General features: G+C 72.9%; 23 protein-coding genes. 17 read left to right on the top strand and 6 right to left on the bottom strand.

The annotated features are described in order from the left end of the window. The first annotated feature begins 1 nt into the window (after position 1). The 5 genes from argC (at position 2) to ACIO92_RS23180 (ending at position 5,113) form a co-directional block, all read left to right on the top strand. Positions 2 to 1,030: an N-acetyl-gamma-glutamyl-phosphate reductase gene (argC, locus tag ACIO92_RS23200; RefSeq protein WP_366442418.1), complete on the top strand. Its 1,029-nt coding sequence runs from the start codon at positions 2 to 4 to the stop codon at positions 1,028 to 1,030. 88 nt (positions 1,031 to 1,118) lie between these two features. Next, positions 1,119 to 2,285: a bifunctional glutamate N-acetyltransferase/amino-acid acetyltransferase ArgJ gene (gene argJ, locus ACIO92_RS23195; RefSeq protein ID WP_366442419.1), complete on the top strand. Its 1,167-nt coding sequence runs from the start codon at positions 1,119 to 1,121 to the stop codon at positions 2,283 to 2,285. Then, positions 2,282 to 3,376 (top strand): acetylglutamate kinase, encoded by a 1,095-nt coding sequence (argB, locus tag ACIO92_RS23190; protein ID WP_402282430.1) that lies wholly within the window; start codon positions 2,282 to 2,284, stop codon positions 3,374 to 3,376. The genes argJ and argB overlap by 4 nt, the downstream gene beginning before the upstream one ends. After that, complete coding sequence (locus ACIO92_RS23185) at positions 3,373 to 4,569, top strand: acetylornithine transaminase (protein ID WP_366442420.1); 1,197 nt, start codon at positions 3,373 to 3,375, stop codon at positions 4,567 to 4,569. Before argB ends, ACIO92_RS23185 begins: the two co-directional genes overlap by 4 nt. A gap of 7 nt (positions 4,570 to 4,576) precedes the next feature. Further along, a complete protein-coding gene (locus ACIO92_RS23180; RefSeq protein WP_351792096.1) occupies positions 4,577 to 5,113 on the top strand; it encodes an arginine repressor in 537 nt (178 codons plus the stop codon). Positions 5,114 to 5,122: 9 nt separating this feature from the next. Here the strand turns inward: ACIO92_RS23180 and ACIO92_RS23175 are convergent, their stop codons facing one another. Both ACIO92_RS23175 and ACIO92_RS23170 read right to left on the bottom strand, forming a co-directional pair. Continuing rightward, complete coding sequence (locus ACIO92_RS23175; protein WP_401237743.1) at positions 5,123 to 5,791, bottom strand: pyridoxamine 5'-phosphate oxidase family protein; 669 nt, start codon at positions 5,789 to 5,791, stop codon at positions 5,123 to 5,125. Between the two features lie 57 nt (positions 5,792 to 5,848). Beyond that, entirely contained in the window at positions 5,849 to 6,790 is a 942-nt protein-coding gene (locus ACIO92_RS23170; RefSeq protein WP_402282428.1) for a hypothetical protein, read from the bottom strand. A 180-nt stretch (positions 6,791 to 6,970) separates the two neighbouring features. On the opposite strand from ACIO92_RS23170, the gene argH reads away from it, so the two are divergent. Then, positions 6,971 to 8,401, top strand: a complete 1,431-nt coding sequence (argH, locus tag ACIO92_RS23165; protein ID WP_366442424.1) for an argininosuccinate lyase — start codon at positions 6,971 to 6,973, stop codon at positions 8,399 to 8,401. Between the two features lie 18 nt (positions 8,402 to 8,419). Here the strand turns inward: argH and ACIO92_RS23160 are convergent, their stop codons facing one another. After that, positions 8,420 to 8,929: an HAD domain-containing protein gene (locus ACIO92_RS23160; RefSeq protein ID WP_366442425.1), complete on the bottom strand. Its 510-nt coding sequence runs from the start codon at positions 8,927 to 8,929 to the stop codon at positions 8,420 to 8,422. Positions 8,930 to 9,014: 85 nt separating this feature from the next. Here ACIO92_RS23160 and ACIO92_RS23155 point away from each other — a divergent pair, with 85 nt between their 5' ends. Continuing rightward, positions 9,015 to 9,566 carry a TetR/AcrR family transcriptional regulator gene (locus ACIO92_RS23155; protein WP_402282425.1) on the top strand — a complete coding sequence of 184 codons (552 nt, stop codon included), beginning with the start codon at positions 9,015 to 9,017 and terminating at the stop codon, positions 9,564 to 9,566. Continuing rightward, positions 9,563 to 11,107 carry an MFS transporter gene (locus ACIO92_RS23150; RefSeq protein WP_401237747.1) on the top strand — a complete coding sequence of 515 codons (1,545 nt, stop codon included), beginning with the start codon at positions 9,563 to 9,565 and terminating at the stop codon, positions 11,105 to 11,107. Before ACIO92_RS23155 ends, ACIO92_RS23150 begins: the two co-directional genes overlap by 4 nt. Before the next feature lie 140 nt (positions 11,108 to 11,247). On the opposite strand, the gene ACIO92_RS23145 is transcribed toward ACIO92_RS23150, so the two are convergent. Beyond that, positions 11,248 to 11,919, bottom strand: coding sequence for a lysophospholipid acyltransferase family protein (locus ACIO92_RS23145; RefSeq protein WP_366442536.1), 672 nt, complete (start codon positions 11,917 to 11,919; stop codon positions 11,248 to 11,250). A 218-nt stretch (positions 11,920 to 12,137) separates the two neighbouring features. On the opposite strand from ACIO92_RS23145, the gene ACIO92_RS23140 reads away from it, so the two are divergent. The 3 genes from ACIO92_RS23140 (at position 12,138) to ACIO92_RS23130 (ending at position 14,649) form a co-directional block, all read left to right on the top strand. Beyond that, positions 12,138 to 13,319 carry a glycerophosphodiester phosphodiesterase gene (locus ACIO92_RS23140; protein ID WP_366442428.1) on the top strand — a complete coding sequence of 394 codons (1,182 nt, stop codon included), beginning with the start codon at positions 12,138 to 12,140 and terminating at the stop codon, positions 13,317 to 13,319. Between the two features lie 144 nt (positions 13,320 to 13,463). Then, positions 13,464 to 14,117: an RNA polymerase sigma factor gene (locus ACIO92_RS23135; RefSeq protein ID WP_402282423.1), complete on the top strand. Its 654-nt coding sequence runs from the start codon at positions 13,464 to 13,466 to the stop codon at positions 14,115 to 14,117. Positions 14,118 to 14,151: 34 nt separating this feature from the next. Then, entirely contained in the window at positions 14,152 to 14,649 is a 498-nt protein-coding gene (locus tag ACIO92_RS23130; protein WP_366442430.1) for a GNAT family N-acetyltransferase, read from the top strand. Between the two features lie 61 nt (positions 14,650 to 14,710). Here the strand turns inward: ACIO92_RS23130 and ACIO92_RS23125 are convergent, their stop codons facing one another. Further along, positions 14,711 to 15,148, bottom strand: a complete 438-nt coding sequence (locus tag ACIO92_RS23125) for a hypothetical protein (protein WP_402282421.1) — start codon at positions 15,146 to 15,148, stop codon at positions 14,711 to 14,713. 2 nt (positions 15,149 to 15,150) lie between these two features. Further along, on the bottom strand, positions 15,151 to 15,513 hold the full coding sequence (locus ACIO92_RS23120; protein WP_401237752.1) for a hypothetical protein: 363 nt from the start codon (positions 15,511 to 15,513) through the stop codon (positions 15,151 to 15,153). A 657-nt stretch (positions 15,514 to 16,170) separates the two neighbouring features. Between ACIO92_RS23120 and ACIO92_RS23115 the strand changes: the two genes are divergently transcribed. The 6 genes from ACIO92_RS23115 (at position 16,171) to cobT (ending at position 24,969) form a co-directional block, all read left to right on the top strand. Beyond that, complete coding sequence (locus ACIO92_RS23115; protein WP_366442433.1) at positions 16,171 to 17,235, top strand: ATP-binding cassette domain-containing protein; 1,065 nt, start codon at positions 16,171 to 16,173, stop codon at positions 17,233 to 17,235. Beyond that, positions 17,232 to 17,900 (top strand): methionine ABC transporter permease, encoded by a 669-nt coding sequence (locus ACIO92_RS23110; protein WP_366442434.1) that lies wholly within the window; start codon positions 17,232 to 17,234, stop codon positions 17,898 to 17,900. Before ACIO92_RS23115 ends, ACIO92_RS23110 begins: the two co-directional genes overlap by 4 nt. Before the next feature lie 91 nt (positions 17,901 to 17,991). Beyond that, positions 17,992 to 18,840: a MetQ/NlpA family ABC transporter substrate-binding protein gene (locus ACIO92_RS23105; protein ID WP_366442435.1), complete on the top strand. Its 849-nt coding sequence runs from the start codon at positions 17,992 to 17,994 to the stop codon at positions 18,838 to 18,840. A gap of 204 nt (positions 18,841 to 19,044) precedes the next feature. Beyond that, positions 19,045 to 19,680, top strand: a complete 636-nt coding sequence (locus tag ACIO92_RS23100; protein WP_366442436.1) for a GNAT family N-acetyltransferase — start codon at positions 19,045 to 19,047, stop codon at positions 19,678 to 19,680. 81 nt (positions 19,681 to 19,761) lie between these two features. Continuing rightward, the gene (cbiE, locus tag ACIO92_RS23095; protein ID WP_401237755.1) at positions 19,762 to 20,997 is read left to right on the top strand and encodes a precorrin-6y C5,15-methyltransferase (decarboxylating) subunit CbiE; all 1,236 of its coding nucleotides are present in this window, start codon (positions 19,762 to 19,764) and stop codon (positions 20,995 to 20,997) included. 306 nt (positions 20,998 to 21,303) lie between these two features. Beyond that, positions 21,304 to 24,969 (top strand): nicotinate-nucleotide--dimethylbenzimidazole phosphoribosyltransferase, encoded by a 3,666-nt coding sequence (gene cobT, locus ACIO92_RS23090; protein ID WP_402282417.1) that lies wholly within the window; start codon positions 21,304 to 21,306, stop codon positions 24,967 to 24,969. The last annotated feature ends 133 nt before the right edge of the window (positions 24,970 to 25,102 follow it).

The following is a 25,102-nucleotide window of genomic DNA, read 5'->3' as shown; positions in this document are numbered from 1 at the left end:
GATGACGGTACGAGTGGCAGTGGCGGGTGCGAGCGGATACGCGGGCGGAGAGCTCCTGCGTCTTCTGCTCGTCCATCCCCAGGTGGAGATCGGCGCGCTGACCGGCCACTCCAACGCGGGTCAGCGACTCGGGGCCCTCCAGCCCCATCTGCTGCCGCTCGCCGACCGCGTCCTCGTGCCCACCACCGCCGACGAGCTCGCCGGGCACGACGTCGTCTTCCTCGCCCTGCCGCACGGACAGTCCGCCGCCGTCGCCGAACGGCTCGGCCCGGACGTCCTCGTCGTCGACATGGGTGCCGACTTCCGGTTGCGGAACCCCGCCGACTGGGAGACGTACTACGGCTCCCCGCACGCCGGGACCTGGCCGTACGGCCTCCCCGAGCTGCCGGGTGCCCGCGCCGCGCTGGAGGGGTCCAAGCGGGTCGCGGTGCCCGGTTGCTACCCCACCGCCGTCTCGCTCGCCCTCTTCCCCGCGTACGAGAACGGGCTCGCCGAACCCGAAGCCGTGATCGTCGCCGCCTCCGGCACCTCCGGCGCGGGCAAGGCCGCCAAGCCGCACCTGCTCGGCAGCGAGGTCATGGGCAGCATGTCCCCGTACGGCGTCGGCGGCGGCCACCGGCACACCCCCGAGATGATCCAGAACCTCAGCGGTCCGGCCGGGGAGCGGGTCACCGTCTCCTTCACGCCCACCCTGGCCCCGATGTCCCGGGGCATCCTCGCCACCTGCACCGCCACCGCGAAGCCGGGCGTCACCGCCGAGACCGTGCGCGCCGCGTACGAGAAGGCCTACGCGGACGAGCCCTTCGTGCACCTGCTGCCCGAGGGCCAGTGGCCCGCGACGGCGTCCGTCCTCGGTTCCAACGCCGTCCAGATCCAGGTCGCGCACGACCCGGCGGCGAACCGGATCATCGCGATCAGCGCCATCGACAACCTGACCAAGGGCACCGCGGGCGGCGCCGTACAGAGCATGAACATCGCCCTCGGGCTCCCCGAGGACACCGGACTTCCCATGACGGGCATCGCCCCGTGAGCGACCTCCGCCGGGCCACCGGCGCACGGACGACGACGAAGCCAGCCCCCGCGCACCGCGCGGGCGGAGAAGCGAACGGAGAAGAAGAGTGAGCGTCACCGCAGCGAAGGGATTCACGGCGGCGGGCATCGCCGCCGGGATCAAGCAGAACGGCAACCCGGACCTGGCCCTCGTGGTCAACACCGGGCCGCGCCGCGCCGCCGCGGGCGTCTTCACCTCCAACCGCGTCAAGGCCGCCCCCGTCGTCTGGTCCCAGCAGGTCCTTGCCGACGGCGAACTGACCGCCGTCGTCCTCAACTCCGGCGGAGCCAACGCCTGCACCGGCCCCCAGGGCTTCCAGGACACCCACGCCACCGCCGAGAAGGTCGCCGAGGTCCTCACCGCCCGGGGCACCGAGACCGGGGCGGGCGAGGTCGCCGTCGCCTCCACCGGCCTCATCGGCCTCCTGCTCCCCATGGACAAGCTCCTCCCCGGCGTCGAGAAGGCCGCGGCCGGACTCTCCGAGCACGGCGGCGAGAAGGCCGCCATCGCCATCAAGACCACCGACACCGTCCACAAGACCTCCGTCGTGACACGGGACGGCTGGACCGTCGGTGGCATGGCCAAGGGTGCGGGGATGCTCGCCCCCGGCCTCGCCACCATGCTCGTCGTCCTCACCACCGACGCCGACGTCGACGCCCCCGGTCTCGACGGCGCCCTCCGGAGCGCCACCCGCGTCACCTTCGACCGGGTCGACTCCGACGGCTGCATGTCCACCAACGACACCGTCCTCCTCCTCGCCTCCGGCGCCTCCGGCGTCACCCCGGAGCAGGACGACTTCGCCGAGGCCGTCCGGACCGTCTGCGACGACCTCGCCCGCCAGCTCATCGGCGACGCCGAGGGCGCCAGCAAGGACATCCGGATCGAGGTCGTCAACGCGGCCACCGAGGACGACGCCGTCGAGGTCGGCCGTTCCATCGCCCGCAACAACCTCCTCAAGTGCGCCGTCCACGGGGAGGACCCCAACTGGGGCCGGGTGCTCTCCGCCATCGGCACCACGGCCGCCGCCTTCGAGCCCGACGAGCTGAGCGTCGCCATCAACGGCGTCTGGGTCTGCCGGAACGGCTCCGTGGGCGAGGACCGCGACCTCGTCGACATGCGCTACCGGGAGGTCACCATCACCGCCGACCTCGCCGCGGGCACCGAGTCCGCCGTCATCTGGGCGAACGACCTCACCGCCGACTACGTCCACGAGAACAGCGCGTACTCGTCATGACCGAGAACACGACCGAGGGCACGACCAGGGGCACGGCCGAGAACACGGCCGAAACCGAGACCGAGACCGAGGACGAGACCGAGGCCATGGCCCAGGAAACGACCGGCGACACGAGCCGCGACACGAGCGACGGCGGCGCGGTCGAAGACGCGGCCGAGGACCTGTCCGACGACGCGGCCGACGACCCCACGAACCGGACGCGGCGGCACACCGCGCTCCCCAAGGCGCAGATCCTCATCGAGGCGCTGCCCTGGCTGACCCGGCACCACGGCAGAACGGTCGTCATCAAGTTCGGCGGCAACGCCATGATCGACGAGGACCTCAAGGCCGCCTTCGCGCAGGACGTCGTCTTCCTGCGCCACGCCGGCCTCAAGCCGGTCGTCGTACACGGCGGCGGCCCCCAGATCAGCGCCGCGCTCGACCGCCACGGCATCGTCAGCGAGTTCAAGGCGGGCCTGCGGGTCACCACCGAGGACGCCATGGACGTCGTACGGATGGTCCTCGCCGGACAGGTGCAGCGCGAGCTGGTCGGGCTCCTCAACCAGCACGGCCCGCTCGCCGTCGGCCTCACCGGCGAGGACGCCCACACCATCACCGCCACCCGGCACCGCCCGTTCGTCGGCGGCGAACAGATCGACATCGGCCGGGTCGGCGAGATCACCGCCATCGACACCGGTGCCATCCGGGCGCTCCTGGAGGACGGCCGCGTCCCGGTCGTCTCCTCCATCGCCCGCTCCCAGGACGACGGACATGTCTACAACGTCAATGCTGATACGGCGGCTGCGGCACTCGCTGCGGCGCTGGGTGCCGAGACCCTGATGGTCCTGACCGACGTCGAGGGCCTCTACGAGGACTGGCCCCACAGCGACGAGGTCATCAGCAGGCTCACCGCGAGCCAGCTGGAGAAGCTGCTGCCCGAGCTCTCCAGCGGCATGGTCCCCAAGATGGAGGGCTGTCTGCACGCCGTGCGCAACGGGGTCACCACGGCCCGTGTCATCGACGGCCGCGTCCCGCACTCCATCCTGCTGGAGATCTTCACCGACGAGGGCATCGGCACGATGGTCGTGCCGGACGGACAGGGGGAAGCATGAGCAACGACGAACTGACCCAGCGGTGGCAGGGCTCGCTGATGGACAACTACGGCACCCCCCGGCTGCCCCTCGTCCGCGGTGCGGGCGCCACCGTCTGGGACGCCGAGGGCACGGCGTACCTGGACTTCGTCGGCGGCATCGCGGTCAACGCCCTCGGCCACGGCCACCCGGCGGTCGTCGAGGCCGTCACCCGGCAGGTCCAGACCCTCGGCCATGTCTCCAACCTCTTCGTCGCCGAGCCGCCCGTCGCCCTCGCCGAACGGCTCCTCGGCCTCTTCGGCCGCCCCGGCAAGGTCTTCTTCTGCAACTCGGGCGCCGAGGCCAACGAAGCCGCGTTCAAGATCGGACGGCTCACCGGCCGCACCCACATGGTCGCCACCGAGGGCGGCTTCCACGGCCGGACCATGGGCTCCCTCGCGCTCACCGGCCAGCCCGGCAAGCGGACCCCGTTCCTGCCGCTCCCCGGCGACGTGACCCATGTCCCGTACGGCGACACCGAAGCGCTGCGGGCCGCGGTCACCGAGGACACCGCACTGGTGATCATCGAGCCGATCCAGGGCGAGAACGGCGTCGTCGTCCCGCCCCCCGGCTACCTCGGGGCCGCCCGGGAGATCACCCGCGCCACCGGCACCCTCCTCGTCCTCGACGAGGTGCAGACCGGCGTCGGCCGCTGCGGCCACTGGTTCGAGCACCAGGCCCACGAAGGCGTCGAGCCCGATGTCGTCACCCTCGCCAAGGGGCTCGGCGGCGGACTCCCGCTCGGCGCGACCGTCGCGTTCGGCCCGGCCGCGGACCTCTTCGCGCCCGGCCACCACGGCACCACCTTCGGCGGCAACCCCATCGCCTGCGCCGCGGGCCTCGCCGTCCTGGACACCCTCGGCGCCGACGCGGCCCTCGACCACGTCAAGGCCGTGGGGGAGCGGCTGCGGCAGGGAATCGAGGCGCTGGACCACCCGCTGGTCTCCCACGTCCGTGGCGCGGGCCTCCTGCTGGGTATCGTGCTCACGGAGCCCCTCGCACCCCAGGTGCAGCAGGCGGCTCAGGACGCCGGCCTCCTGGTGAACGCGCCCGCTCCCGACGTCGTACGGATCATGCCTCCGCTGGTCCTCACCGACGCCGAGGCGGACACGTTCCTCCAGGCCCTGCCCGGGGTCCTCGACGTGGCGAACGGGAAAGCACGAACCGGAGAATGAGACGACGATGACCGACGCGCAGGAGAACGAGCACGGAGGGCCGTCGGTTCCGCAGACCCGGACCGCCCGTCACCGGAGGATCGTCGACATCCTCAACCGGCAGCCGGTGCGCTCGCAGAGCCAGCTCGCCAAGCTCCTCGCGGACGACGGACTGAGCGTCACCCAGGCGACGCTCTCCCGCGACCTCGACGAGCTGGGCGCGGTGAAGATCCGCAACACCGGCGGCGAGCTGATCTACGCGGTCCCCAGCGAGGGCGGCTTCCGCACCCCGCAGGCGCCGCTGGGCGAGTCCGCCAAGGAGGAGCGGATGCGGCGCCTCTCCGGTGAACTGCTCATCTCCGCCGAGGCGTCCGCGAACCTGGTGGTCCTGCGGACCCCGCCGGGCGCCGCCCAGTTCCTCGCGTCGGCCATCGACCAGGCCGAGCTCCACGCGATCCTCGGCACCATCGCGGGTGACGACACCCTCCTGCTCATCAGCCGCGACGCCACCGGCGGCCAGGCCCTCGCCGACCATCTGCTCCGCCTCGCGCAGAAGGACCGCTGACCCTCTCCGTCAGCCCTCCCCGGCCCCGTGCGCCCGACCGTCCACGACGGCTCCGGCGTCCGGGGCCGCGTCCGTGGCGCGGCCGGAGGGCAGCGGAGGCAGGGGGAGCGGGATCGCGGGCAGCCCGTCGAGACTGGTGGCGATGTGCTCCTTGCGCTCGCAGTACGCGTTGAACTCGTCGTCCGTCTTCCGGTTGAAGTACTCGGCGTGCATCGACCGGTCCTCCCGGTACTCCATCAGCGGGACGGCGAACCCGCAGGCGTCGCTGATCCGCCGGGCGCGCACCACCACGACGGCCCGTGCGCTGCCCTGCCCCTCGACCGCCTCGGCCGGGAAGCGGGCGAACAGCCCGTCCCAGCGCGGATCGTCCCGCAGGACGGCCTCCCCGGTCCCGTGCACCCTTACGACGGTCGGCGGCCCGGAGAACGCGGTCCACATGAGGGTGATGCGCCCGTTGCCGGGCTCCCGGAGGTGGGCGACGGTCTCGGCGCTGCTGCCGCCGAAGTCGATGTAGGCGAGGGTCAGTTCGTCGAGCACGACGAGGGTGCCCCTGCGGCCCTTGGGGGAGAGGTTGACGTGCCCGTCGCCGGAGAGCGGCGCGGTCGCGGTGAAGAAGACCGGCTGTTCCTCGATGAAGGCCCGAAGCCGTCCGTCGATGCGTTCGTATGTCTTTCCCATGCCCTCATCCTGCGTGAGGTCCGTCCACCGGAAAACGCCGATTCCGCCCGGAGGCGGTCACCCGCCGGAGGCGGGTAGTGGACCGGCGCCCGCCTCCCGCAGCACCCACCGCGCACAGGCACGCACCAGCGGGGACCGGTCGGACAGGAACGCCCCGGCGTCGGCCGCCGCACCGCTCCTGTACAGCGCCGTGACCCCGGCCGCCCGCACCCGGTGGTAGCGGGCGCGCAGCAGGGGAACGAGCAGGGTCCGGTCGGACGGGCCCGTGACCGTGGCGAGCAGGGCGTCGGCGCACAGGTCCTGGACGACCACGTCGGAGCCGGTGGCGGCGGTGGCCGCCAGTACGGAGGGGGAGAGGAGGCCCCGGTCGACGGCGATCCGGTGGGCCAGGCGGCGGACCGTCCGGTGTCCGCTCGGGAGGAGGGCGGTCAGCCGGGCGGCGGGGGCGTCCCGCAGGGTCCCGGTCAGCAGCTCCCGCGCCGCGTCCCCGCGCAGTCGGCTCCCCGCGCCCAGGGCGACCGCCACCAGGGTGCCCAGCGGCTCGGGGCCGGCTCCGGGCAGTTCCTCGCGCAGCACCGCGCGGGCCCGCTCCCGCACCGGCCCGGCCCAGTCCGAGCAGCGGACCACGACGAGCGGGAGCAGGGAGGGGAAGCGGGGGACGTACCGGAGCGCGGCCTCCCTGACCCGGCCGTCGGGTCCGCACAGGGCGACGGCCAGTTCGAGGAGGCCGACCGGACGTTCCGGCCGCCCGCCGTGGAACGAGGGGAACCACGTGTGGGCGGGTGGCACGCGGCGGTACCGGAGCGCGTCCCTGACATGTCGGTCGAAGGCGTTCCACGCGCCCGGGTCGGCCCCGTCGAGCGCCCGAGCGAGGAGGGCGGCGAAGTCCTCGTGGTCGTCACCCGGAAAGGCCGGGTCGACGGATCTGGGCGTGGACCGGCGACCGGGCACAAGCGCGGACGCGGACGCGGAAGCGGGGACGGGGTCGGGGTCGGGCATGGGCGGAGCCTAGGCGGCCGGACCCCGGGACCGCCGCCGAATATCGGACGCCCTGGCCCCTGACCCGCCATCCACCCCACATTGACAAAACATACGGAGGATTGCATAGTTATGCTGTCGTCGACGCCCTCGCCCCCGCGAGGGCGGCGGCACCACCCACCCTCCCGAGGAGCAGCAGCTGTGAGCAGCAACAACGGTGACGTCCGGCTCTGGGGCGGACGGTTCGCGGACGGGCCCGCCGAGGCCCTGGCGAAGCTGTCCGCATCGGTCCACTTCGACTGGCGTCTCGCGCCGTACGACATCGCCGGTTCCCGCGCCCACGCGCGCGTGCTGCACAAGGCCGGGCTGCTCACCGAGGACGAGCTGACCCGCATGATCGCCGGGCTGGACCTGCTGGAGGCGGCCGTCGCCGACGGCTCCTTCGTGGGCACCGTCGCCGACGAGGACGTCCACACCGCCCTGGAGCGGGGCCTCCTGGAGCGCCTCGGCCCGGACCTCGGCGGCAAGCTGCGCGCGGGCCGGTCGCGGAACGACCAGGTCGCCACCCTCTTCAGGATGTACCTGCGGGACCACGCCCGGATCATCGGCGGCCTCGTCGCCGACCTCCAGGACGCCCTCGTCGGCCTCGCCGAGGCCCACCCGGGCGTCGCCATGCCCGGCCGCACGCACCTCCAGCACGCCCAGCCCGTGCTCTTCGCGCACCACGTCCTGGCCCATGCCCAGGCCCTCTCCCGGGACGCCGAGCGGCTGCGGCAGTGGGACACCCGTACGGCGGTCTCCCCGTACGGCTCCGGCGCCCTCGCCGGTTCCTCCCTCGGGCTCGACCCGGAGGCGGTCGCCAAGGACCTCGGCTTCGAGCGCGGCTCGGTCGGCAACTCGATCGACGGCACGGCCTCCCGGGACTTCGTCGCCGAGTTCGCCTTCATCACCGCGATGATCGGCGTCAACCTCTCGCGGATCGCGGAGGAGATCATCATCTGGAACACGAAGGAGTTCTCCTTCGTGACCCTGCACGACGCCTTCTCCACCGGCTCCTCGATCATGCCGCAGAAGAAGAACCCCGACATCGCGGAACTGGCCAGGGGCAAGTCCGGCCGCCTCATCGGCAACCTCTCGGGGCTGCTCGCCACCCTGAAGGCCCTCCCGCTGGCCTACAACCGGGACCTCCAGGAGGACAAGGAGCCGGTCTTCGACTCCTGCGACCAGCTGGAGGTCCTGCTGCCCGCCTTCACCGGCATGATGGCCACGCTCACCGTCAACCGCGAGCGCATGGAGGAGCTGGCCCCGGCCGGATTCTCGCTGGCGACGGACATCGCGGAGTGGCTGGTCAGGCAGGGCGTCCCGTTCCGGGTGGCGCACGAGGTCGCGGGCGAGTGCGTGAAGGCGGCCGAGGCCGAGGGCAAGGAGCTGGACGAGCTGACGGACGAGCAGTTCGCGAAGATCTCCGAGCACCTCACCCCCCAGGTCCGCACCGTGCTCGACGTCCCCGGCTCCCTCGCCTCCCGTGACGGGCGGGGCGGCACCGCCCCCTCCGCCGTCGCCGTCCAGCTGGTCGAGGTCAAGGCGGACCTGGTGATCCAGCACGCCTGGGCCGCCGCCAAGCTGAAGTAGCCGCCGGGAAACCCCACGTCACAGCGCCGCCGCCCACTCCGCGAGCGCGTCGAAGTCCGGCCGGGTCAGCCCGATCCGTTCGTCGACGCGCAGCAACAGGGCGGCGGCGAGGTGGTTCCGCTCCACGTACTCGCGGTCGTACGGGGTGATGTCGTCGTCGATCCAGGCGAACGGGCGTCCCGCCGCGTACTCCAGCACGTACTGCGTCTTCCAGAAGGTCCCGGCGGGCGCCCTCCCGTGCATCTCGGGCCAGTCGACGAACGGCAGCTCGGGCAGCCCGAGCGGGGGCCCTATCCAGCGGTTGGCCTCGTCCTTCCAGGTCGTCGCCCAGACCAGCTCGTACGCCCCGGCCAGCGCGAGCAGCTCCTCCCCGTGGCCGGGGTGGAGCCAGACCCGCAGCGGCTTCGCCCCCGTCCAGCCGGTGGGGCTCATCCGGTGGGTGCCGTACCCGGCGGGACGCCGCTCGCGCTGCGCCGCGTACGGATTGAGCGGCCCGTCGACATCGATGAGCAGCAGTGGCTTGGTCATGCGCACACCTTTCCCCCTCACCCCTTGGTGAGGCATTCGAATATCGAATGAGACATCGATGTCTCATTCGGTGTATGGTCGTCTCATGTCAGTCGATCGCACTCAGGTGCTCCGCGCCGCCGCGGCCCTGCTCAGCCGCAAGGCGACCGCCACCATGGACGAGGTCGCCCGCGCGGCGGGCATCGGGCGGGCCACCCTGCACCGGCAGTTCGCCGGGCGGGACGTGCTCGTGCGGGCGCTCGAAGACCTCGGCATCCGGGAGATGGAGCAGGCCCTCGACCGGGCCCGGCTCGGCCAGGAGCCCGAGGACGAGGCCCTGCGCAGGCTCGTCGCCGAAGTGCAGCCCGTCGCGCCCCTGCTGTCGTTCCTCGTCACCGAGAACCAGCTCTTCGAGGGCGACCAGCAGAACGAGGGCTGGGAACGCCTCGACGAGGAGATCGCGGCCTTCTTCCGGCGCGGCCAGGAGCACGGCGTCTTCCGGATCGACCTGACACCCGCCTGGCTCGCCGAGGCCCTCTACGGGCTCATCGGCTCCGGCGCCTGGGCCGTCGCGGACGGCCGGGTCGCCGCCAAGGACTTCCAGTACATGATCGTCGAGCTGCTGCTCGGCGGAGCACGCAGGAGCGTGGAGAAGTGACCAGCAGCATCCTCACGAGCAAGGGCCATACCGAGGGCGTGCGCCGCCCCGGCCGGTGGCTCGCCCTTGCCGTCCTCGTCCTGGCCGTCCTCCTCGTGGCGGTCGACGCGACGGTCCTGGGACTCGCCACCCCCTTCCTCTCCGAGGACCTGAAGCCCACCGGCAACCAGCTGCTCTGGATCGGTGACGTCTACTCCTTCGTCATCGCCGGACTCCTGGTCTCCATGGGCAGCCTCGGCGACCGCATCGGGCGCAAGAAGCTGCTCCTGATCGGTGCCACGGCCTTCGGTGCCGTCTCCGTCCTGAACGCCTACGCCACGACCCCCGAGATGATGATCGTGGCCCGCGCGCTCCTCGGTGTCGCGGGCGCCACCCTGATGCCGTCCACCCTGGCGCTCATCCGCAACCTCTTCCACGACCCGCGCGAGCGCAGCCTCGCCATCGGCGTCTGGGGCGCCATGGCCTCGGCCGGTGCCGCCGTCGGACCGGTCGTCGGCGGATTCCTGCTCGAACACTTCTGGTGGGGCTCGGTCTTCCTCATCAACCTGCCCGTGATGGCCGTCCTGGTCTTCGTCGGCATCAAGCTGATCCCCGAGTCCAAGAACCCGAACCCGGGCCCCTGGGACCTGCCGAGCGTCCTGCTCTCCCTCGTCGGCATGATCGGCATCGTCTACGCGATCAAGGAACTGGCCTCGCACGGCCCGTCCCTCGACGCGGGTCTCGCCGCTCTCGCCGGTGTCGGCGCCCTGACCTGGTTCGTCCGCAGGCAGCTGACCCTGCCCGCGCCGCTCCTGGACATGCGGCTCTTCCGCAACCGGGGCTTCTCGGGCGCCGTCCTCGCCGATCTGCTGACCATCCTCGGCCTCTCCGGCCTGGTGTTCTTCCTGTCCCAGTTCTTCCAGCTGGTCCAGGGCCGCCAGCCGCTGGAGGCTGGTCTCGCCGAACTGCCCGCCGCAGTCGGCGCGGTCACGGCCGGTCTGATCGCGGGCCTGGTCGCCCGGCGCTTCTCCGTACGGGCGGTGGTGGCCGGTGGACTCGCGGCGGTCGGCCTCTCGCTGGCCGTCCTGACGACGCTCGACCAGAGCACCGGCTACCCGCTGCTCGGCGCCGCCCTGCTGGTCGTGGGTGTGGGCGCGGGCTTCGCCTTCACGGTCACCGCCGACGTGATCCTGTCCAGCGTCCCGAAGGACCAGGCCGGTTCGGCCTCGGCGGTCTCCGAGACCGCGTACGAACTGGGCGCCGCGCTCGGCATCGCCGTCCTCGGATCGATCGTGACCGGCGTCTACCGGGGCTTCGCCACCCCGGTGGGCATCCCGTCCGACGTCGCCTCGGCGGCCCACGAGTCGCTCGGCGGCGCGGTCGAGGCCTCCGGAGTCCTGGCCCCGGAGACGGCGACGGCCCTGGTGTCGGCCGCCCAGCAGGCCTTCGTGGAGGGCCTGCGGATAGCGGCCGGGGTCGGCGCGGTGGTCCTCCTGGTGACGGCGGTCGTCGCCTGGTTCCTGCTCAAGGGCCAGAAGCTGGAGGACGGCGTCGAGCACTGACGCCCCTCGGCGGAGACGTCCTGACGCCTTTCCACGGCGACAGACCGACGCCCCTCACCGGAGAGGTGCCGACGCTTTCTCCGGTGAACGCGCGGGTGCCCCGTACGGCTGGCCGTACGGGGCACCCGGCGTTCCGGCGGTCAGGCCGCCTTCGCCTTGGTGGCGTACATGTCCACGTACTCCTGTCCGGACAGCCGCATGACCTCCGCCATCACCGAGTCCGTCACCGCCCGCAGCACATAACGGTCGCGGTCCATCCCGTCGTACCGCGAGAACTCCATCGCCTCGCCGAACCGGACCGTCACCCGCCCCGGGCGCGGGAAGCCCGAGCCGCCCGGCTGGATCTTGTCGGTGCCGATCATCGCGAACGGCACCACCGGCGCCCCGGTCATCAGGGTGAGCCGCGCGATGCCCGTACGGCCCCGGTACAGCCGGCCGTCGGGGGAGCGGGTGCCCTCCGGGTAGATCGAGAAGATCTTGCCCTCCTCCAGGATCCGGCGGCCGGTCATCAGCGCCGCCACCCCGCCGCGCCCACCGTCCCGGTCCACCGGGATCATGCCGACGCTGGTGAAGAACCACGCCATCGCCCGGCCCTTGAGGCCCTTGCCCGTCACGTACTCGTCCTTGCCGATGAAGTAGACCGGGCGGTCCAGACAGATCGGCATGATCATCGAGTCGATGAAGGTCAGGTGGTTGCCCGCGAGGATGACGGGACCGGTCCCCGGGATGTTCTCGGCGCCCTCCACGCGGGGGCGGAACATCAGGCGCATGGGCGGCCCGAGCACTGCCTTGATGATCGCGAGACGGGACAACGGTTCCTCCGGTGGGACGCGGGTGGGTCGGGCCACGGTGCAGCACGCGACGATACTCGCGCGTCCGGTCCGTACGCACATCGGGTTCACCGAGTGGATACGCGGTGTTGACGTGTGTTTCCGCCATGTTCCGCCGGGGTCTGCCGTCCGTAGGGCCCGGATGCCTAGCGTCGGGGGAACCCGCCGACAGGCGCGGGCATCACACAGGAGGACACCTCATGACCCAGGGCGAAGGCCGGACCCCGGCACGGCGGACGGTTCTCGGAGCGGCGGGCGCCACGGTCCTCGGCGCCTCCACGGCCCTCACGGCCGGTGCGGGCCCGGCGTCGGCGGCCGACGCCCCGGCCCCGGCGGCCCGGACGCACGGGCGGGGCGGCTACCGCTCGCTCCCCGTCCCCACCGTCATCGCCCACCGGGGCGCCAGCGGCCACCGGCCCGAACACACCCTCGGCTCCTACCAGCTGGCCCTGGACCTCGGCGCCCACGTCATCGAACAGGACCTCGTCCCCACCAAGGACGGACACCTGGTCTGCCGGCACGAGAACGACATCACCGGCACCACCGATGTCGCCGACCACCCCGAGTTCGCCTCCCGGAAGGCCACCAAGAGCGTCGACGGGGTCTCCCTCACCGGCTGGTTCACCGAGGACTTCACGCTCGCCGAACTCAGGACCCTGCGCGCCAAGGAGCGGATTCCGGCCATCCGTCAGGAGAACACCCTGTACGACGGCCGATGGACCGTCCCCACCTTCGAGGAGGTCCTGCGCTGGGCCGACGAGGAGGGCCGCCGCCGGGGCCGCGAGGTCTGGCTGCACGTCGAGACCAAGCACCCCAGCTACTTCCGCGCCCTCGGCCTCGGTCTTGAGGAGCGGCTCGCCAGACTGCTCCGCCGGTACGGACGCCACCGCGCGAACTCCCCGGTCTTCCTGCAGTCCTTCGAGCCCAGCAGCGTCCAGCGGCTCTCGAAGCTCGTCGACGCGCCCGGCGTCGTCCTGCTCTCCGGACCCGGCACCCGCCCCTGGGACTTCGTCGTGAGCGGGGACCCCCGTACGGTCGCCGACCTCGTCACCCCCGGGGGCCTGCGCCAGATCGCCTCGTACGCCAAGGGCATCGGCCCCACCCTGGACCTGGTGATCCCCAAGGACGCGGGCGGACGGCTCGGCGAGCCGACGACCCTGGTGCGGGACGCCCACGCGGCGGGCCTGGTCCTCCACCCGTACACCCACCGCAACGAGAACGCCTTCCTGCCCGCGGACTTCCGCCGGGGCACGGACCCGACGGCGTACGGGGACGCGTTCGGCTCCCTGAAGCGGTATCTGGAGACCGGCATCGACGGCATCTTCGCCGACAACCCCGACACGGCCCTGCTCGCCGCGGCGGACCTCACCACCCGGCGCTGAGCCCGGCGGCCCGTCCGCCCCGGGAGCCGCCCGGGGGAGCGGAGGGGGGTGCACGGGCGGACGGACCGGCCCGCACACCCCCCGCCCGGGTGGTTTGCGCCACGGACCGCAACCACGCGCGCGTGCCCCGGCATCGTGCCCCTCATGACCACCCCCCAGACCACCGCTCCCGCTCCGACTCGTGAGGCGGAAGCGGAAGCGGAAGCGGAATCCGCACCCGAAGCCGCACCCGAAGCCGCACCCGGACCCGGACCGGTCCCCGCCGACGCCCCCGGCCTCCTCGCCGCCCTCGCGCCCCTGCTCGCCGCAGAGTCGGACGCCGAGGCACCCGCCGCGGGGGTCGATCCGGGCGACCTCGAACAGGCCGTCTGGCTCCGTCTCCTGGAGCGGCTCCAGGAGACCGGCGCCGCCCCCGAGCGCCCCGCCGAATGGCTCCGCAGGGCCGTCCGGGCGGAGGCCCGCCGCGCCCGCAGGACCAGTCACCGCGAGACCCCGTACCGCGAGGAGCCCGTCCACCGGGCCGACGGCGCCGCACCCCACGGCTCTCCCGAGCACTCCCTGATGGCCGCCGAGGGCCGCCGCACCCTGCGCGCCGCCGTCACCCGGACGCCCGGCCGCTGTCCCCGGGTGCTGACCGCGATGCTCGACCCGGAGGACCACACCTACCGGGAAATCGCAGGAGAGTTGGGTATCTCACAGGGCAGTCTGGGACCGATGCGTTCCCGATGCCTGGGATGCCTGCGCAGAATGCTGGCGGCAGAGGTTCCCGCTCCCGCTCGACGGGGAAGTGTGCGGTAAACCGATGATCGACCAGAGCGGGAGGCGTGCACACATGGGCCTGAGCGTGACCATCTCAGCTGCGGCCGCGCGGGACGCGGAGCACATCCTGAAGCTGCAGTACCTCTGCTACCAGAGCGAGGCGGAGCTGTACGGGGACTGGTCCATCGAGCCGCTCACCCAGTCGCTCGACGCCCTGAGCGCCGAACTCGACGAGGGGCACGGGCTCGTGGCCCGGCTCGGCGACGAGGTCGTCGCCTCCGTACGGGCCCGCCTCGACGAGGACGGCACGGTACGGATCGCCAAGCTCATCGTCCACCCCCGGATGCGGCGGCACGGCCTCGGCGGCAGGCTCCTCGACGCCATCGAGGGCCACTTCGCGGGCGGTGTCGAACAGTTGCCCGCCCCGTCCGCCAAGCGCTTCCGGCTCTTCACCGGCCACCGCAGCGAGGGCAACCTGCGTCTCTACCGCAGCCGGGGATACGCGCAGGTCGGCGTCCACGAGGTCGGCCCCCGGGTGACCCTGGTGACCCTGGAGAAGGCGGCGGCCTGACCCCGAGCCCCGGACTCCCGCGTCCGGCCCGGCCAGGTGTCCGGGCCGGGCCGCCGGGGCCTCAGGACTCCGTGCCGCGCGACCTCCGCAGCCACCACATGCCGGTCAGCGGCAGCAGCACCGGGATGAAGAGGTAGCCGTAGCCGTAGTCCGACCAGACCGTGGCGTCCGGGAAGGCGGACGGCTCGACCAGCGTCCACGTCCCGACCACCAGCACGCCCGCGAGCTCGGCGGCGCAGCACACCAGCGCCGCCCTGCGGGCCTTCTCCCCGCCGCGCACCAGCGTGTAGGTGATGAAGGCGTAGACCACGGCGGCCACCGCCGACAGGCCGTACGCGAGCGGCGCACGGTCGAACTCGGTGGCGATCTGGTAGATCGAGCGCGAGACCGCGCCGACCGACATCACGCCGTACAGCCATACGAGGAGGATGCCGGGGCCCGTGACGAGCCGGTTCCTCGTACCCGCCGTGTACTGATCCCGCTCCCGCGTCCCGGTCATGGTCAGCCCACCGTCCAGATGTCGTAGAGACGCACTTCGAGCACGGCCAGGACGACCGCACCGGCGGCCACCGTGGCCGAACCCCACCGGCTCCGCTCCGCGAGCGACATGAAACCGGCGATGGGCACCGCGCACAGTGCCCCCAGCAGATAGGCGACGAAGATCGTCGCCCCCTCCTCCGCCTTCTCGCCGCGCGCCAGCTGCACGATCCCGACGATCAGCTGGACCACGACGAGGAAGGTCACCACGGCCATGCCGATGAAGTGCCAGTCCTTGGTCGGCTGGTCCCGGAGGGCGGCGAAGCCGCACCAGGCGGCGAGGGCGAGCGCGGCCACGGAGACCGCGACCGTCAGGGCGTCAAGCATGCGCCCGAGGGTATTACGGTCCGAAAGGCCCGATGCGCTCGGCCCCCACCGCTCCGTCCGCGTCGCGGACCACCCGGCGGGGCGCGTCGGCGCACGACGGAGGGGAACCGAGGGGCCCGCGGGGACGGACGGGCAGGGAGAGGCGTGGACGGGCGCCGAGGTGGCCTTGGCCACAGCCGGGGTCCGCGCCCCTCCTCCGTACTCCCCGGGCGGGGGTGGTCCAGGAGCCCCGTTCCCGCAGGCCACACGGGGAAAACGGGGCGGAGCGGAGGGTTCCGTACCGACCGCCGGGCATCTCACGCTTGTCCGGTATCCGGACACCCCTCTTTCGTTCGCACCTGCGCATGGTTTACTTCAGCTATGACCACGACGAGCAGCCGCACCCTTGCGACCGAGGCGATCACGACGCCCGGTGCTCGTTGTATGTGTCGAATGCGCTCCTTCTGAGGGCCCCCGCCTGAGTTTCGCGCCCCGAAGCGAGACCGACGGCCGTGCCGTTCCGCCCGCCATCCGGCAGTGGAACCGTGCCCGTCCCGCGCACCCCGCCGACTCCCGGCCCACGCCGGGGCGGCCTCCGTGCGCCCGACTGTCCGAATTGACGAATGCCCCGTGCGTGACGGACTCCGCGTCGCGCACTCGACAGTGACGGAAATTCCTGTGATCACCACTTCGGGCCTGACCAAGGTCTACGAGTCGCGCGGCCGCCAGGTCACCGCTCTGGACGGTGTCGACCTGCACGTCCGTGAGGGCGAGGTCTTCGGCGTGATCGGCCAGAGCGGCGCCGGCAAGTCCTCGCTCATCCGCTGCGTCAACCTCCTGGAGCGCCCCACCTCCGGCACGGTGACCGTCGACGGCGTCGACCTGACCGCCCTCGCGGGGAGGGGCCGCCGCGCGGGCAAGGACCTGCGCAGGGCGCGCAGCGGCATCGGCATGGTCTTCCAGCACTTCAACCTGCTGTCCTCCCGCACGGTGAAGGACAACATCGAGCTCCCCCTGGAGATCCTCGGCGTCTCCGGTGCCGAGCGCTCCCGGCGGGCCCTCGAACTCCTCGACCTGGTGGGACTCGCCGACAAGGCCAGGTCCTACCCCGGCCAGCTCTCCGGCGGCCAGAAGCAGCGCGTCGGCATCGCCCGCGCCCTCGCGGGCAGGCCCAAGGTCCTGCTCTCCGACGAGGCCACCAGCGCCCTCGACCCGGAGACCACCCGCTCCATCCTCCAGCTGGTCCGCGACCTCAACCAGCAGCTCGGCCTCACCGTCCTGCTCATCACGCACGAGATGGACGTCGTGAAGACGATCTGCGACTCCGCCGCGCTGATGCGGCACGGACGGGTCGTCGAGTCCGGCACCGTGAGCGGACTGCTCGCCACCCCCGGCTCCCAGCTGGCGGCCGAACTCTTCCCGGTCAGCGGCGGCCACACCGGCGCCGACCGCACGGTCGTCGACGTCACCTTCCACGGCGAGGCCGCGACCCAGCCGGTCATCTCCCAGCTGTCCCGCACGTACAACATCGACATCTCGATCCTCGGGGCGGCGATGGACACCGTCGGCGACCGCCAGATCGGCCGGATGCGGATCGAACTGCCCGGACGGTACGAGGACAACGTCGTCCCGGTCGGGTTCCTGCGCGAGCAGGGCCTCCAGGTCGAACTCGTCGAGGAGCCGGACGCTCCGGCCACCGTGCCCGCCCCGGCGCACGTACTGGTGAAGGAAGGTGCGAAGTGACCTGGTCCGAGATGCAGCCCCTGCTGGAGCAGGGCACCGTCGACACGCTCTACATGGTCCTGTGGGCCACCGTGGTCACCGTCCTCGGCGGCCTCCCGCTCGGCATCCTCCTCGTCCTCACGGACAAGGGCGGACTGCTGCAGAACCTGCCGGTGAACAAGGTCGTCGGTGCGATCGTGAACGTGGGGCGTTCGCTCCCCTTCATCATCCTGCTGATCGCCCTGATCCCCTTCACCACCCTCGTCGTGGGCACCTTCATCGGCCCGACCGCGATGATCGTGCCCCTCGCCATCGGCGCCATCCCCTTCTTCGCCCGGCTCGTCGAGACGGCCGTCCGCGAGGTCGACCACGGGCTCGTCGAAGCCGTCCAGTCCATGGGCGGCGGCATCCCCACCATCGTCCGCAAGGTGCTGCTCCCGCAGTCCCTGCCCTCGCTGGTCTCCGCCGTCACCACCACGGTCATCGTGCTCATCGGCTACTCCGCGATGGCCGGCGCGGTCGGCGGCGAGGGCCTCGGCTCCAAGGCCGTCACCTACGGCTACCAGCGCTTCGACACCACGTTCATGCTGGTCACCGTGGTCGTCCTGGTCGTCATCGTGACCATCGTCCAGCTCATCGGCGACGGGGTCGTACGGCTCCTCGCCCGCCGGGGCCGTACCGCCTGAGGCCCCCGGCCCCCTCAGACTTCTTCCTTCGAAGAACAGGCCCGGACTTGTTGTCCAGGCTCCACCGCTCCACCGGAAAGAGGCACTCTTCGTGCGCAAGAACATCAAGCTCACCGCAGGCATCGCCACCACCGCCGCCCTCGCCCTCGGCCTCACCGCCTGCGGCACCTCCTCGGACCCGGCGTCCGCCAAGGGAGCCGGGTCCGACAAGCCGCTCGTCGTCGCCGCGTCCCCGACGCCGCACGCCGACATCCTGAAGTTCGTCAAGGACAACCTGGCCGAGAAGGCCGGTCTGAAGCTGGAGGTGAAGGAGTTCACGGACTACGTCCTGCCGAACACCGCCACCGAGTCCGGCCAGGTCGACGCCAACTTCTTCCAGCACAAGCCGTACCTCGACGACTTCAACAAGAAGAACGGCACCCACATCGTCCCGGTGGTCGACGTCCACCTGGAGCCGCTGGGCCTCTACTCCAAGAAGCTCACGTCGCTGAAGGACATCAAGGCGGGCCAGACCATCGCCGTCCCCAACGACACCACCAACGGCGGCCGCGCCCTCCAGCTGCTCGCCGAGAACGGCCTGATCACCGTCAAGCCGGGCGTCGGCACCAACGCCAAGCTCTCCGACATCACCGACAAGAAGGGCCTGGAGTTCAAGGAGCTGGAGGCCGCCACCGTGCCCCGCGCCCTGAACGAGGTCGACGCCGCCGTCATCAACGGCAACTACGCCATCGAGGCCAAGCTGGAGCCCGCGAAGGACTCCCTCGCCCTGGAGAAGTCCGAGGGCAACCCGTACGCCAACTTCCTTGCCGTCAAGGAGGGCAACGAGAAGGACGCGCGCGTGCAGAAGCTCGCGGAGCTCCTCAACTCGCCCGAGGTGAAGAAGTTCATCGAGGACACCTACAAGGGCTCGGTCATCCCGGCCTTCGGTGCCGCCAAGTAGGAAACAGCGAAGCGGAACCCGAGGGGCCGTCAGACCGGTTCCCCCGTACCGCCCTTGTGCCGAAGGCCCCCGCATCCCGTCCGGTGCGCGGGGCCTTCGCCGTGCCCCCGTCCGACACCCCACCCGGCCATGCGCGGCGGCGTCCGCATACTGCATGCTGTGCGTTCACGCTCGATTCGGACGGTCCTCGGCATGGAGTTGCGCATGACTACCACCTTTCCGGACATCTCCATCAACACGGACCGGCTGGTGCTGCGCGCGCTCGAAGAGGCGGACGTCCCCGCCCTCACCGAGATGATGAACGACGAGCTCGTCGTCGCCTGGATCCCGGTGCCGCAGCCCTTCACCGAGGCCACCGCCCGCGCCTGGATCGCCGAGCAGGCGCCCGCCGAACGGGCCTCCGGCCGGGGCATCGACCTCGCCGTCACCGAGTTCCTCACCCAGCGCCTGGTCGGCGTCGTCCGGCTGGCCGGGACCGACTGGCGGGTCCGCTCCACCGAACTCTCCTACATCGTCGCCCCCTGGGCGCGCGGTGAGGGATACGCCTCCGAGGCCGCCCTCGCCACCGCCCAGTGGCTCTTCGGCGCCCAGGGGTTCCAGCGCCTGGAACTGCGCACGGCGGCCGACAACACCGCCTCCCAGCAGGTCGCCCAGAAGATCGGCTGCATCAGCGAGGGCGTCCTGCGCGACGCCTGTATAGCCCGGGCCCGCACCGAGGACGGCGGCTGGACCGAACTGCGCACCGACTTCATCGTCTGGGGTCTCCTCCCCGAGGACCTCGACGGGGTCGCCGACCAGATGGCCGAGGCCGGATACTCCTCCTCCACCGACTGGAGCTGAGCCCCGGCGCCCGGCGCGGGGTACGCTCGGCACGCTTCCGACCTGCGACGACCTCAGACCGACCTCAGGAGACAGACGACGATGGCCGACCGCGTCACGGTGATCGGCTGGGACGGTTCGCCCCTCACCGCGGCGGCCAGGTCCGCGCTGTCGGCCGCCACCCTCGTAGCGGGCGCGGCGCACCACCTGGCGCTGCCCGAGGTACCGCCCGCCGCCGAACGCGTCCGCCTCGGCAGCGTCGACCTCGCCGCCCGCCGCATCGCGGGCCACCGCGGCACCGCCGTCGTCCTCGCCGACGGGGACCCCGGTTTCTTCGGCGTCGTCCGCACCCTGCGCGCCCCCGAGCACGGCCTGGAGGTCGAGGTCGTCCCGGCGGTGTCCGCCGTGGCCGCCGCCTTCGCCCGCGCCGGAATGCCCTGGGAGGACGCCCGGACCGTCGTCGCCCACCAGCGCACCCTGCGCCGCGCGGTCAACGTCTGCCGCGCCCACCCCAAGGTCGCCGTCCTCACCTCGCCCGGCGCGGGACCCGCCGAACTCGCCCTCCTCCTCGACGGCGTCCACCGCACCTTCGTCGTCTGCGAACAACTCGGCACCGCGCAGGAACGCGTGTCCGTCCTCACCTCCGACAAGGCCGCCGACCACGCCTGGCGCGACCCCAACGTCGTCCTCGTCATCGGCGGCGGAGCCACCGGCACCACCCCCGCCGCCCCCTGGCTGTCCGGCCAGGACCCCGCCGCCCGCCCGGTACGGGGCTGGGGCCTGCCCGCGGGGGAGTACGGTCCCGCCGAGCCCGGCGCGCCCCGGCCCGGCACCGGCGAGGACCCCTCCCTGCGCGCCGCCCAGCTCGCCCGGCTCGGCCCCCGCCCCGGGGACCTCGTCTGGGACATCGGCTGCGCGGGCGGCGCCTTCGCCGTCGAGGCGGCCCGCTTCGGCGCCGCCGTCATCGCCGTGGACGCCGACCCGGCCGCCTGCGCCCGCACCGAACGGGCCGCCCGTGGCCACGGCGTACCCCTCCAGACCGTCCCGGGCCGCGCCCCGCACGTCCTGGAGAACCTGCCCGAACCCGATGTCGTACGGATCGCGGCGGGCGGGGTCCCCGTCGTCAGCGCCTGTACGGACCGGCGGCCGGAGCGCATCGTCGCCCACGCCTCCACCCGGGACGAGGCCGAGGCGATCGGCGCCGCCCTCTCCGACGGCGGCTACGCGGTCGAGAGCCTCCTCCTCCAGACCGTCGGACTCGATCCCGGCGACTGGTCGGAACGGGAGCGTTGTGTCGTGTTCCTGCTGTCCGGACGCAGGATCGAGCGCTCCCCCTGACGAGGGAGCTCCGTGCGGCGGGGTAGGCTGGCGGATTGTTGTACCGCGTCCGGACGTTCGGTGATTCGTTCGTCAATGTCCTGAATGGATGGCTGGTTCACGCCAGTGACGTGGTACGCCACCCGGGGGGACCGTGCGACGTGGCGCAGTCCACAGCGCACCGTGGCGAATCTCCCTGCCTCCGGGGCCGGGGGCCGCGACAATGTATGGGTGTCCGCGCGTCCTTTCGTGCCGCGCGGCACGCGTGCTCGTTCTTGTCGACGGGCGCGGGTCTGAAGGAACACAAGCGATGGGCGAGGGGTACGCATGACGGACACCGGCCAGGTCCCGGGCGAGGGACTGCCGGAGAACGCAGGCATGGTCGAGCAGCCGGGCATCCCCGCACCGGGCGCGTACGCCTTCCTGGACCCCTCCGAGCACCCCGCAGAGGACGACGACGTACTGCTGATGCCGGGCGCCCAGGGCGCCTGGAGCGAGCACCCGCCCGGCGTCGTGCCCGCGCCCCCCGTCGCCGTGCCGCCCCCGCTGTCGCTCCCGAACCAGACGGCTCCCCACCAGGGCCTGCCGCACCCGGAGGCGCAGGCCCCGCCCATCGACCCGCTGACGGCCCCGCTGGACGCCGTCGCCCTCGGCGACGTGCTCACCGCCCCTCAGCAGCAGACCCCGCCCCAGGGCGTGCCGGTCGCCCCTGCCGTGGGCACCCCCGCGCACGGCACCCCGGCCGAGCGGTTCGGCACTCCCGCGCACGGCGTCCCGGCCCAGCAGTTCGCGGGCACCCCCGCGCACGGCGTGCCCGTCGCCCGGGAGCAGACCGTCACCGACCACGGCTACGAGCCGGGCATCCTCGACACCGGCGCCCACGAGACCGCGGGCCACGACACCGGCTCCGTCGACCTCGGCGGCGTCCACGTGCCCCCGCCCGCCCCGGCCGCCGCCCGCCGTCCGCTCCACATGGGCCCGCCCGTCCCCGAGTCCGGTGGCGTCGTGCTCTCCCTCGCCGACCGGGGCCCGGCTGCCGCGCCCGCCCCGCAGCCCGTCCCGGCCGCCGCGCCCGAACCGGTGGTGGCCACCGGCCCCGCCCCGGTGCCGGTGCGCACCCCGGGCCCGCCGACCACCGGCCCCGAGTACCTCGACGTCCCGCAGGACCAGCAGCTCGCGCCGCAGGGCGCCGAGCCGTGGACCGCGCAGCCGCAGGTGCCGGTGGCCGGCCCGTTCCCCGTGGAAGCAGAAACGGTCGTTCCGGCCCCGGGGTTCGTCCAGGTCGAGGGCACGGTCCCGACCGCCCCGCACCTCGCCCCGCACCCGGCGCCCGCCGCCGGTGAGACCCCGGCTCCGGAGCCCGTCGCCGAGGCCGCTGTGGCCCCGGTCGCCGAGGGCGCCGTCGAGCCCGTCGCCGAGACCCTCCCCGCCCCCGAGGCTCCGGCCGCCGCCGGTCAGGAGGCGCCCGCCGAGCCCGTGGCGGCCACCCCGGTCGAGGCCGCCGAGGCCCTCATCCCTGAGGTCCTCGTCCCCGCCCCGCGCGAGGGCGAGCCCGTCGCCGAGGTCCCGGAGGCCGTAGCGGCGGAGCAGGAGCAGACCCCGGAGACCGCGCCGGAGCCGGAGCCCGTGCCCGAGGCGGCGACGGCCGGGACGCCCGCGGCCGAGGCGGTGGCCGCGCCCGCTCCCGAGGGCCCGGTGGAGTCGCCGAGTCCGGCGGCCGAGCCGACGGAAGCCCTCGTGGTCTCCGAGCCGGTCCCCGCCGGGACCCCGGTGGAAGCCGTCGCCGAGGACCTCCCGCCCGTACGGGAGGAGACGGCCCCCGCCGACGTCCTGCCGCAGCCCGTGACGGAGCCCGTACCGGTCGCCGAGGCCACCGCCGTACCCACCGAGGACACGGGAAGCGCCGGGACCGCGGAGGTCCAGGAGACCGCGGAGGCTCCGGAGACCCCGGATGCCGTCGAAGCGCCCGAGGGCGCGGCGAACCCCGAGCCCTCCGAGTCCGAAGAGATTCCCGCGACCGGTGAGGCCGCCGAGGCCGAAGCACTTTCTGTGACGGAAGCGGCTCCCGAGGCCGAAGAGGCCGCCGAGACCCCGGAGTCTCCCGAGGCACCCGAGGCCGTCGTCGCGGAGACCGCGGAGACTGTCGAGACTGCGGAGATCCCCGAGCCCACGGAGATCCCCGAGGCCGCCGAGGCTCCCGTGAGCCCCGAGGCCGCCCCGGACGCCGTCACGGAGGTCGTGACCGGTCCCGTGGCCGAGTCCACCCCCGCCCCCGGCTACGACGACGCCGAGCGCGAGGCGGTGCTCCGGGTCATGCGCGAGCGCCGTGACATCCGCAACGGCTTCCGCTCCGACCCGATCCCGCACGAGGTCCTCCTCCGGGTCCTGGAAGCCGCCCACACGGCCCCCAGCGTCGGCCACTCCCAGCCCTGGGACTTCGTCGTCATCCGCTCCGCCGAGACCCGGCAGACGATGCACGAACTGGCCGTCCGCCAGCGCGAGGCCTACGCCGAGTCGCTGCCCAAGGCGCGGGCGAAGCAGTTCAAGGAACTGAAGATCGAGGCCATCCTCGACACCCCGGTCAACATCGTGGTGACCGCCGACCCCACGCGGGGCGGCCGTCACACCCTCGGCCGCTACACCCAGCCGCAGATGGCCCCGTACTCCTCGGCGCTCGCCGTCGAGAACCTCTGGCTCGCCGCCCGCGCCGAGGGCCTCGGCGTCGGCTGGGTCAGCTTCTTCGACGAGCGCGAGATGGTCCGCGCCCTCGGTCTCCCCGAGCACCTCGAAGTGGTCGCGTACCTCTGCGTCGGCTACGTCGACGAGTTCCCGGAGGAGCCCGAACTGATGCAGGCGGGCTGGTCCAAGCGCCGCCCGCTGGCCTGGGTCGTCCACGAGGAGACGTACGGCCGCCGGGCCCTGCCCGGCGAGGAGCCGCACGACCTGCTCCAGGAGACCGTCGCCGACATCCGCCCGCTGGACGCCAAGGCGCTCGGCGAGGCCTGGGAGCGCCAGAAGCGGATGACCAAGCCGGCCGGTGCGCTCGGGATGCTGGAGATCATCTCCGCCCAGCTCTCCGGGCTCTCCCGGGTCTGCCCCCCGCCGATCCCGGAGCCCGCCGCCGTCGCGATCTTCGCCGGTGACCACGGGGTGCACGCCCAGGGCGTGACCCCCTGGCCGCAGGAGGTCACCGGCCAGATGGTCGCCAACTTCCTCGGCGGGGGAGCGGTCTGCAACGCCTTCGCCCACCAGGTGGGCGCCGAGGTCTGTGTCATCGACGTGGGCGTCGCCTCCGAACTGCCCGCCACCCCGGGCCTCCTGCCCCGCAAGGTCCGGCCGGGCACCGCCGACTTCACCATCGGCACGGCCATGACCCGCGAGGAGGTGCTCGCCGCGATCGAGGTCGGCATCGAGACCGCCCGCGACCTGGTCGCCGCGGGCAACAAGGCACTCCTGACCGGTGAGATGGGCATCGCGAACACCACCGCGTCCGCCGCCCTCATCTCGGTCTACACCGGTGTGGACCCGGCCGAGGTCACCGGCCGGGGCACCGGCATCAACGACGACACGCACGCCCGCAAGGTGGACGTCGTCCGGCGCGCCCTCGACCTGCACAAGCCGGACCCGGAGGACCCGATCGGCGTCCTCGCGGCGGTCGGCGGCCTGGAGCACGCGGCCCTCGTCGGCCTGATCCTGGGCGGGGCCTCGCTCCGTACCCCGGTCATCCTCGACGGCGTGTCCACCGGTGCGGCGGCGCTCGTCGCGCGGGCCGTCGCCCCCGAGTCCCTCGCCGCCTGCATCGCCGGGCACCGCAGCGCCGAGCCGGGCCACGTGGCCGCGCTCAACAAGCTGGGCCTGCGCCCCCTGGTCGACCTGGACCTGCGCCTCGGCGAGGGTACGGGCGCGCTGCTCGCCCTCCCGCTGGTGCAGAGCGCGGCCCGCGCGATGCACGAGGTGGCCACGTTCGACTCGGCGGGAGTCACCGAGAAGTAGTCCGCTCCGGCGCGGCTCCCGGCCGGGGGGGGGGCCCCCCCCCCCCCCCCGGGGGGCCCCCCCCCCCCGGGGCGCGCCCCCCCCCCCCCCCCCCCCCCCCCCCCCCCCCCCCCCCCCCCCCCCCCCCCGCCCG

Origin of the sequence: Streptomyces sp. NPDC087215, from assembly GCF_044744885.1 — a bacterium.
Classification (GTDB): domain Bacteria; phylum Actinomycetota; class Actinomycetes; order Streptomycetales; family Streptomycetaceae; genus Streptomyces.
This window is presented reverse-complemented; position numbering and strand designations above follow the sequence as displayed.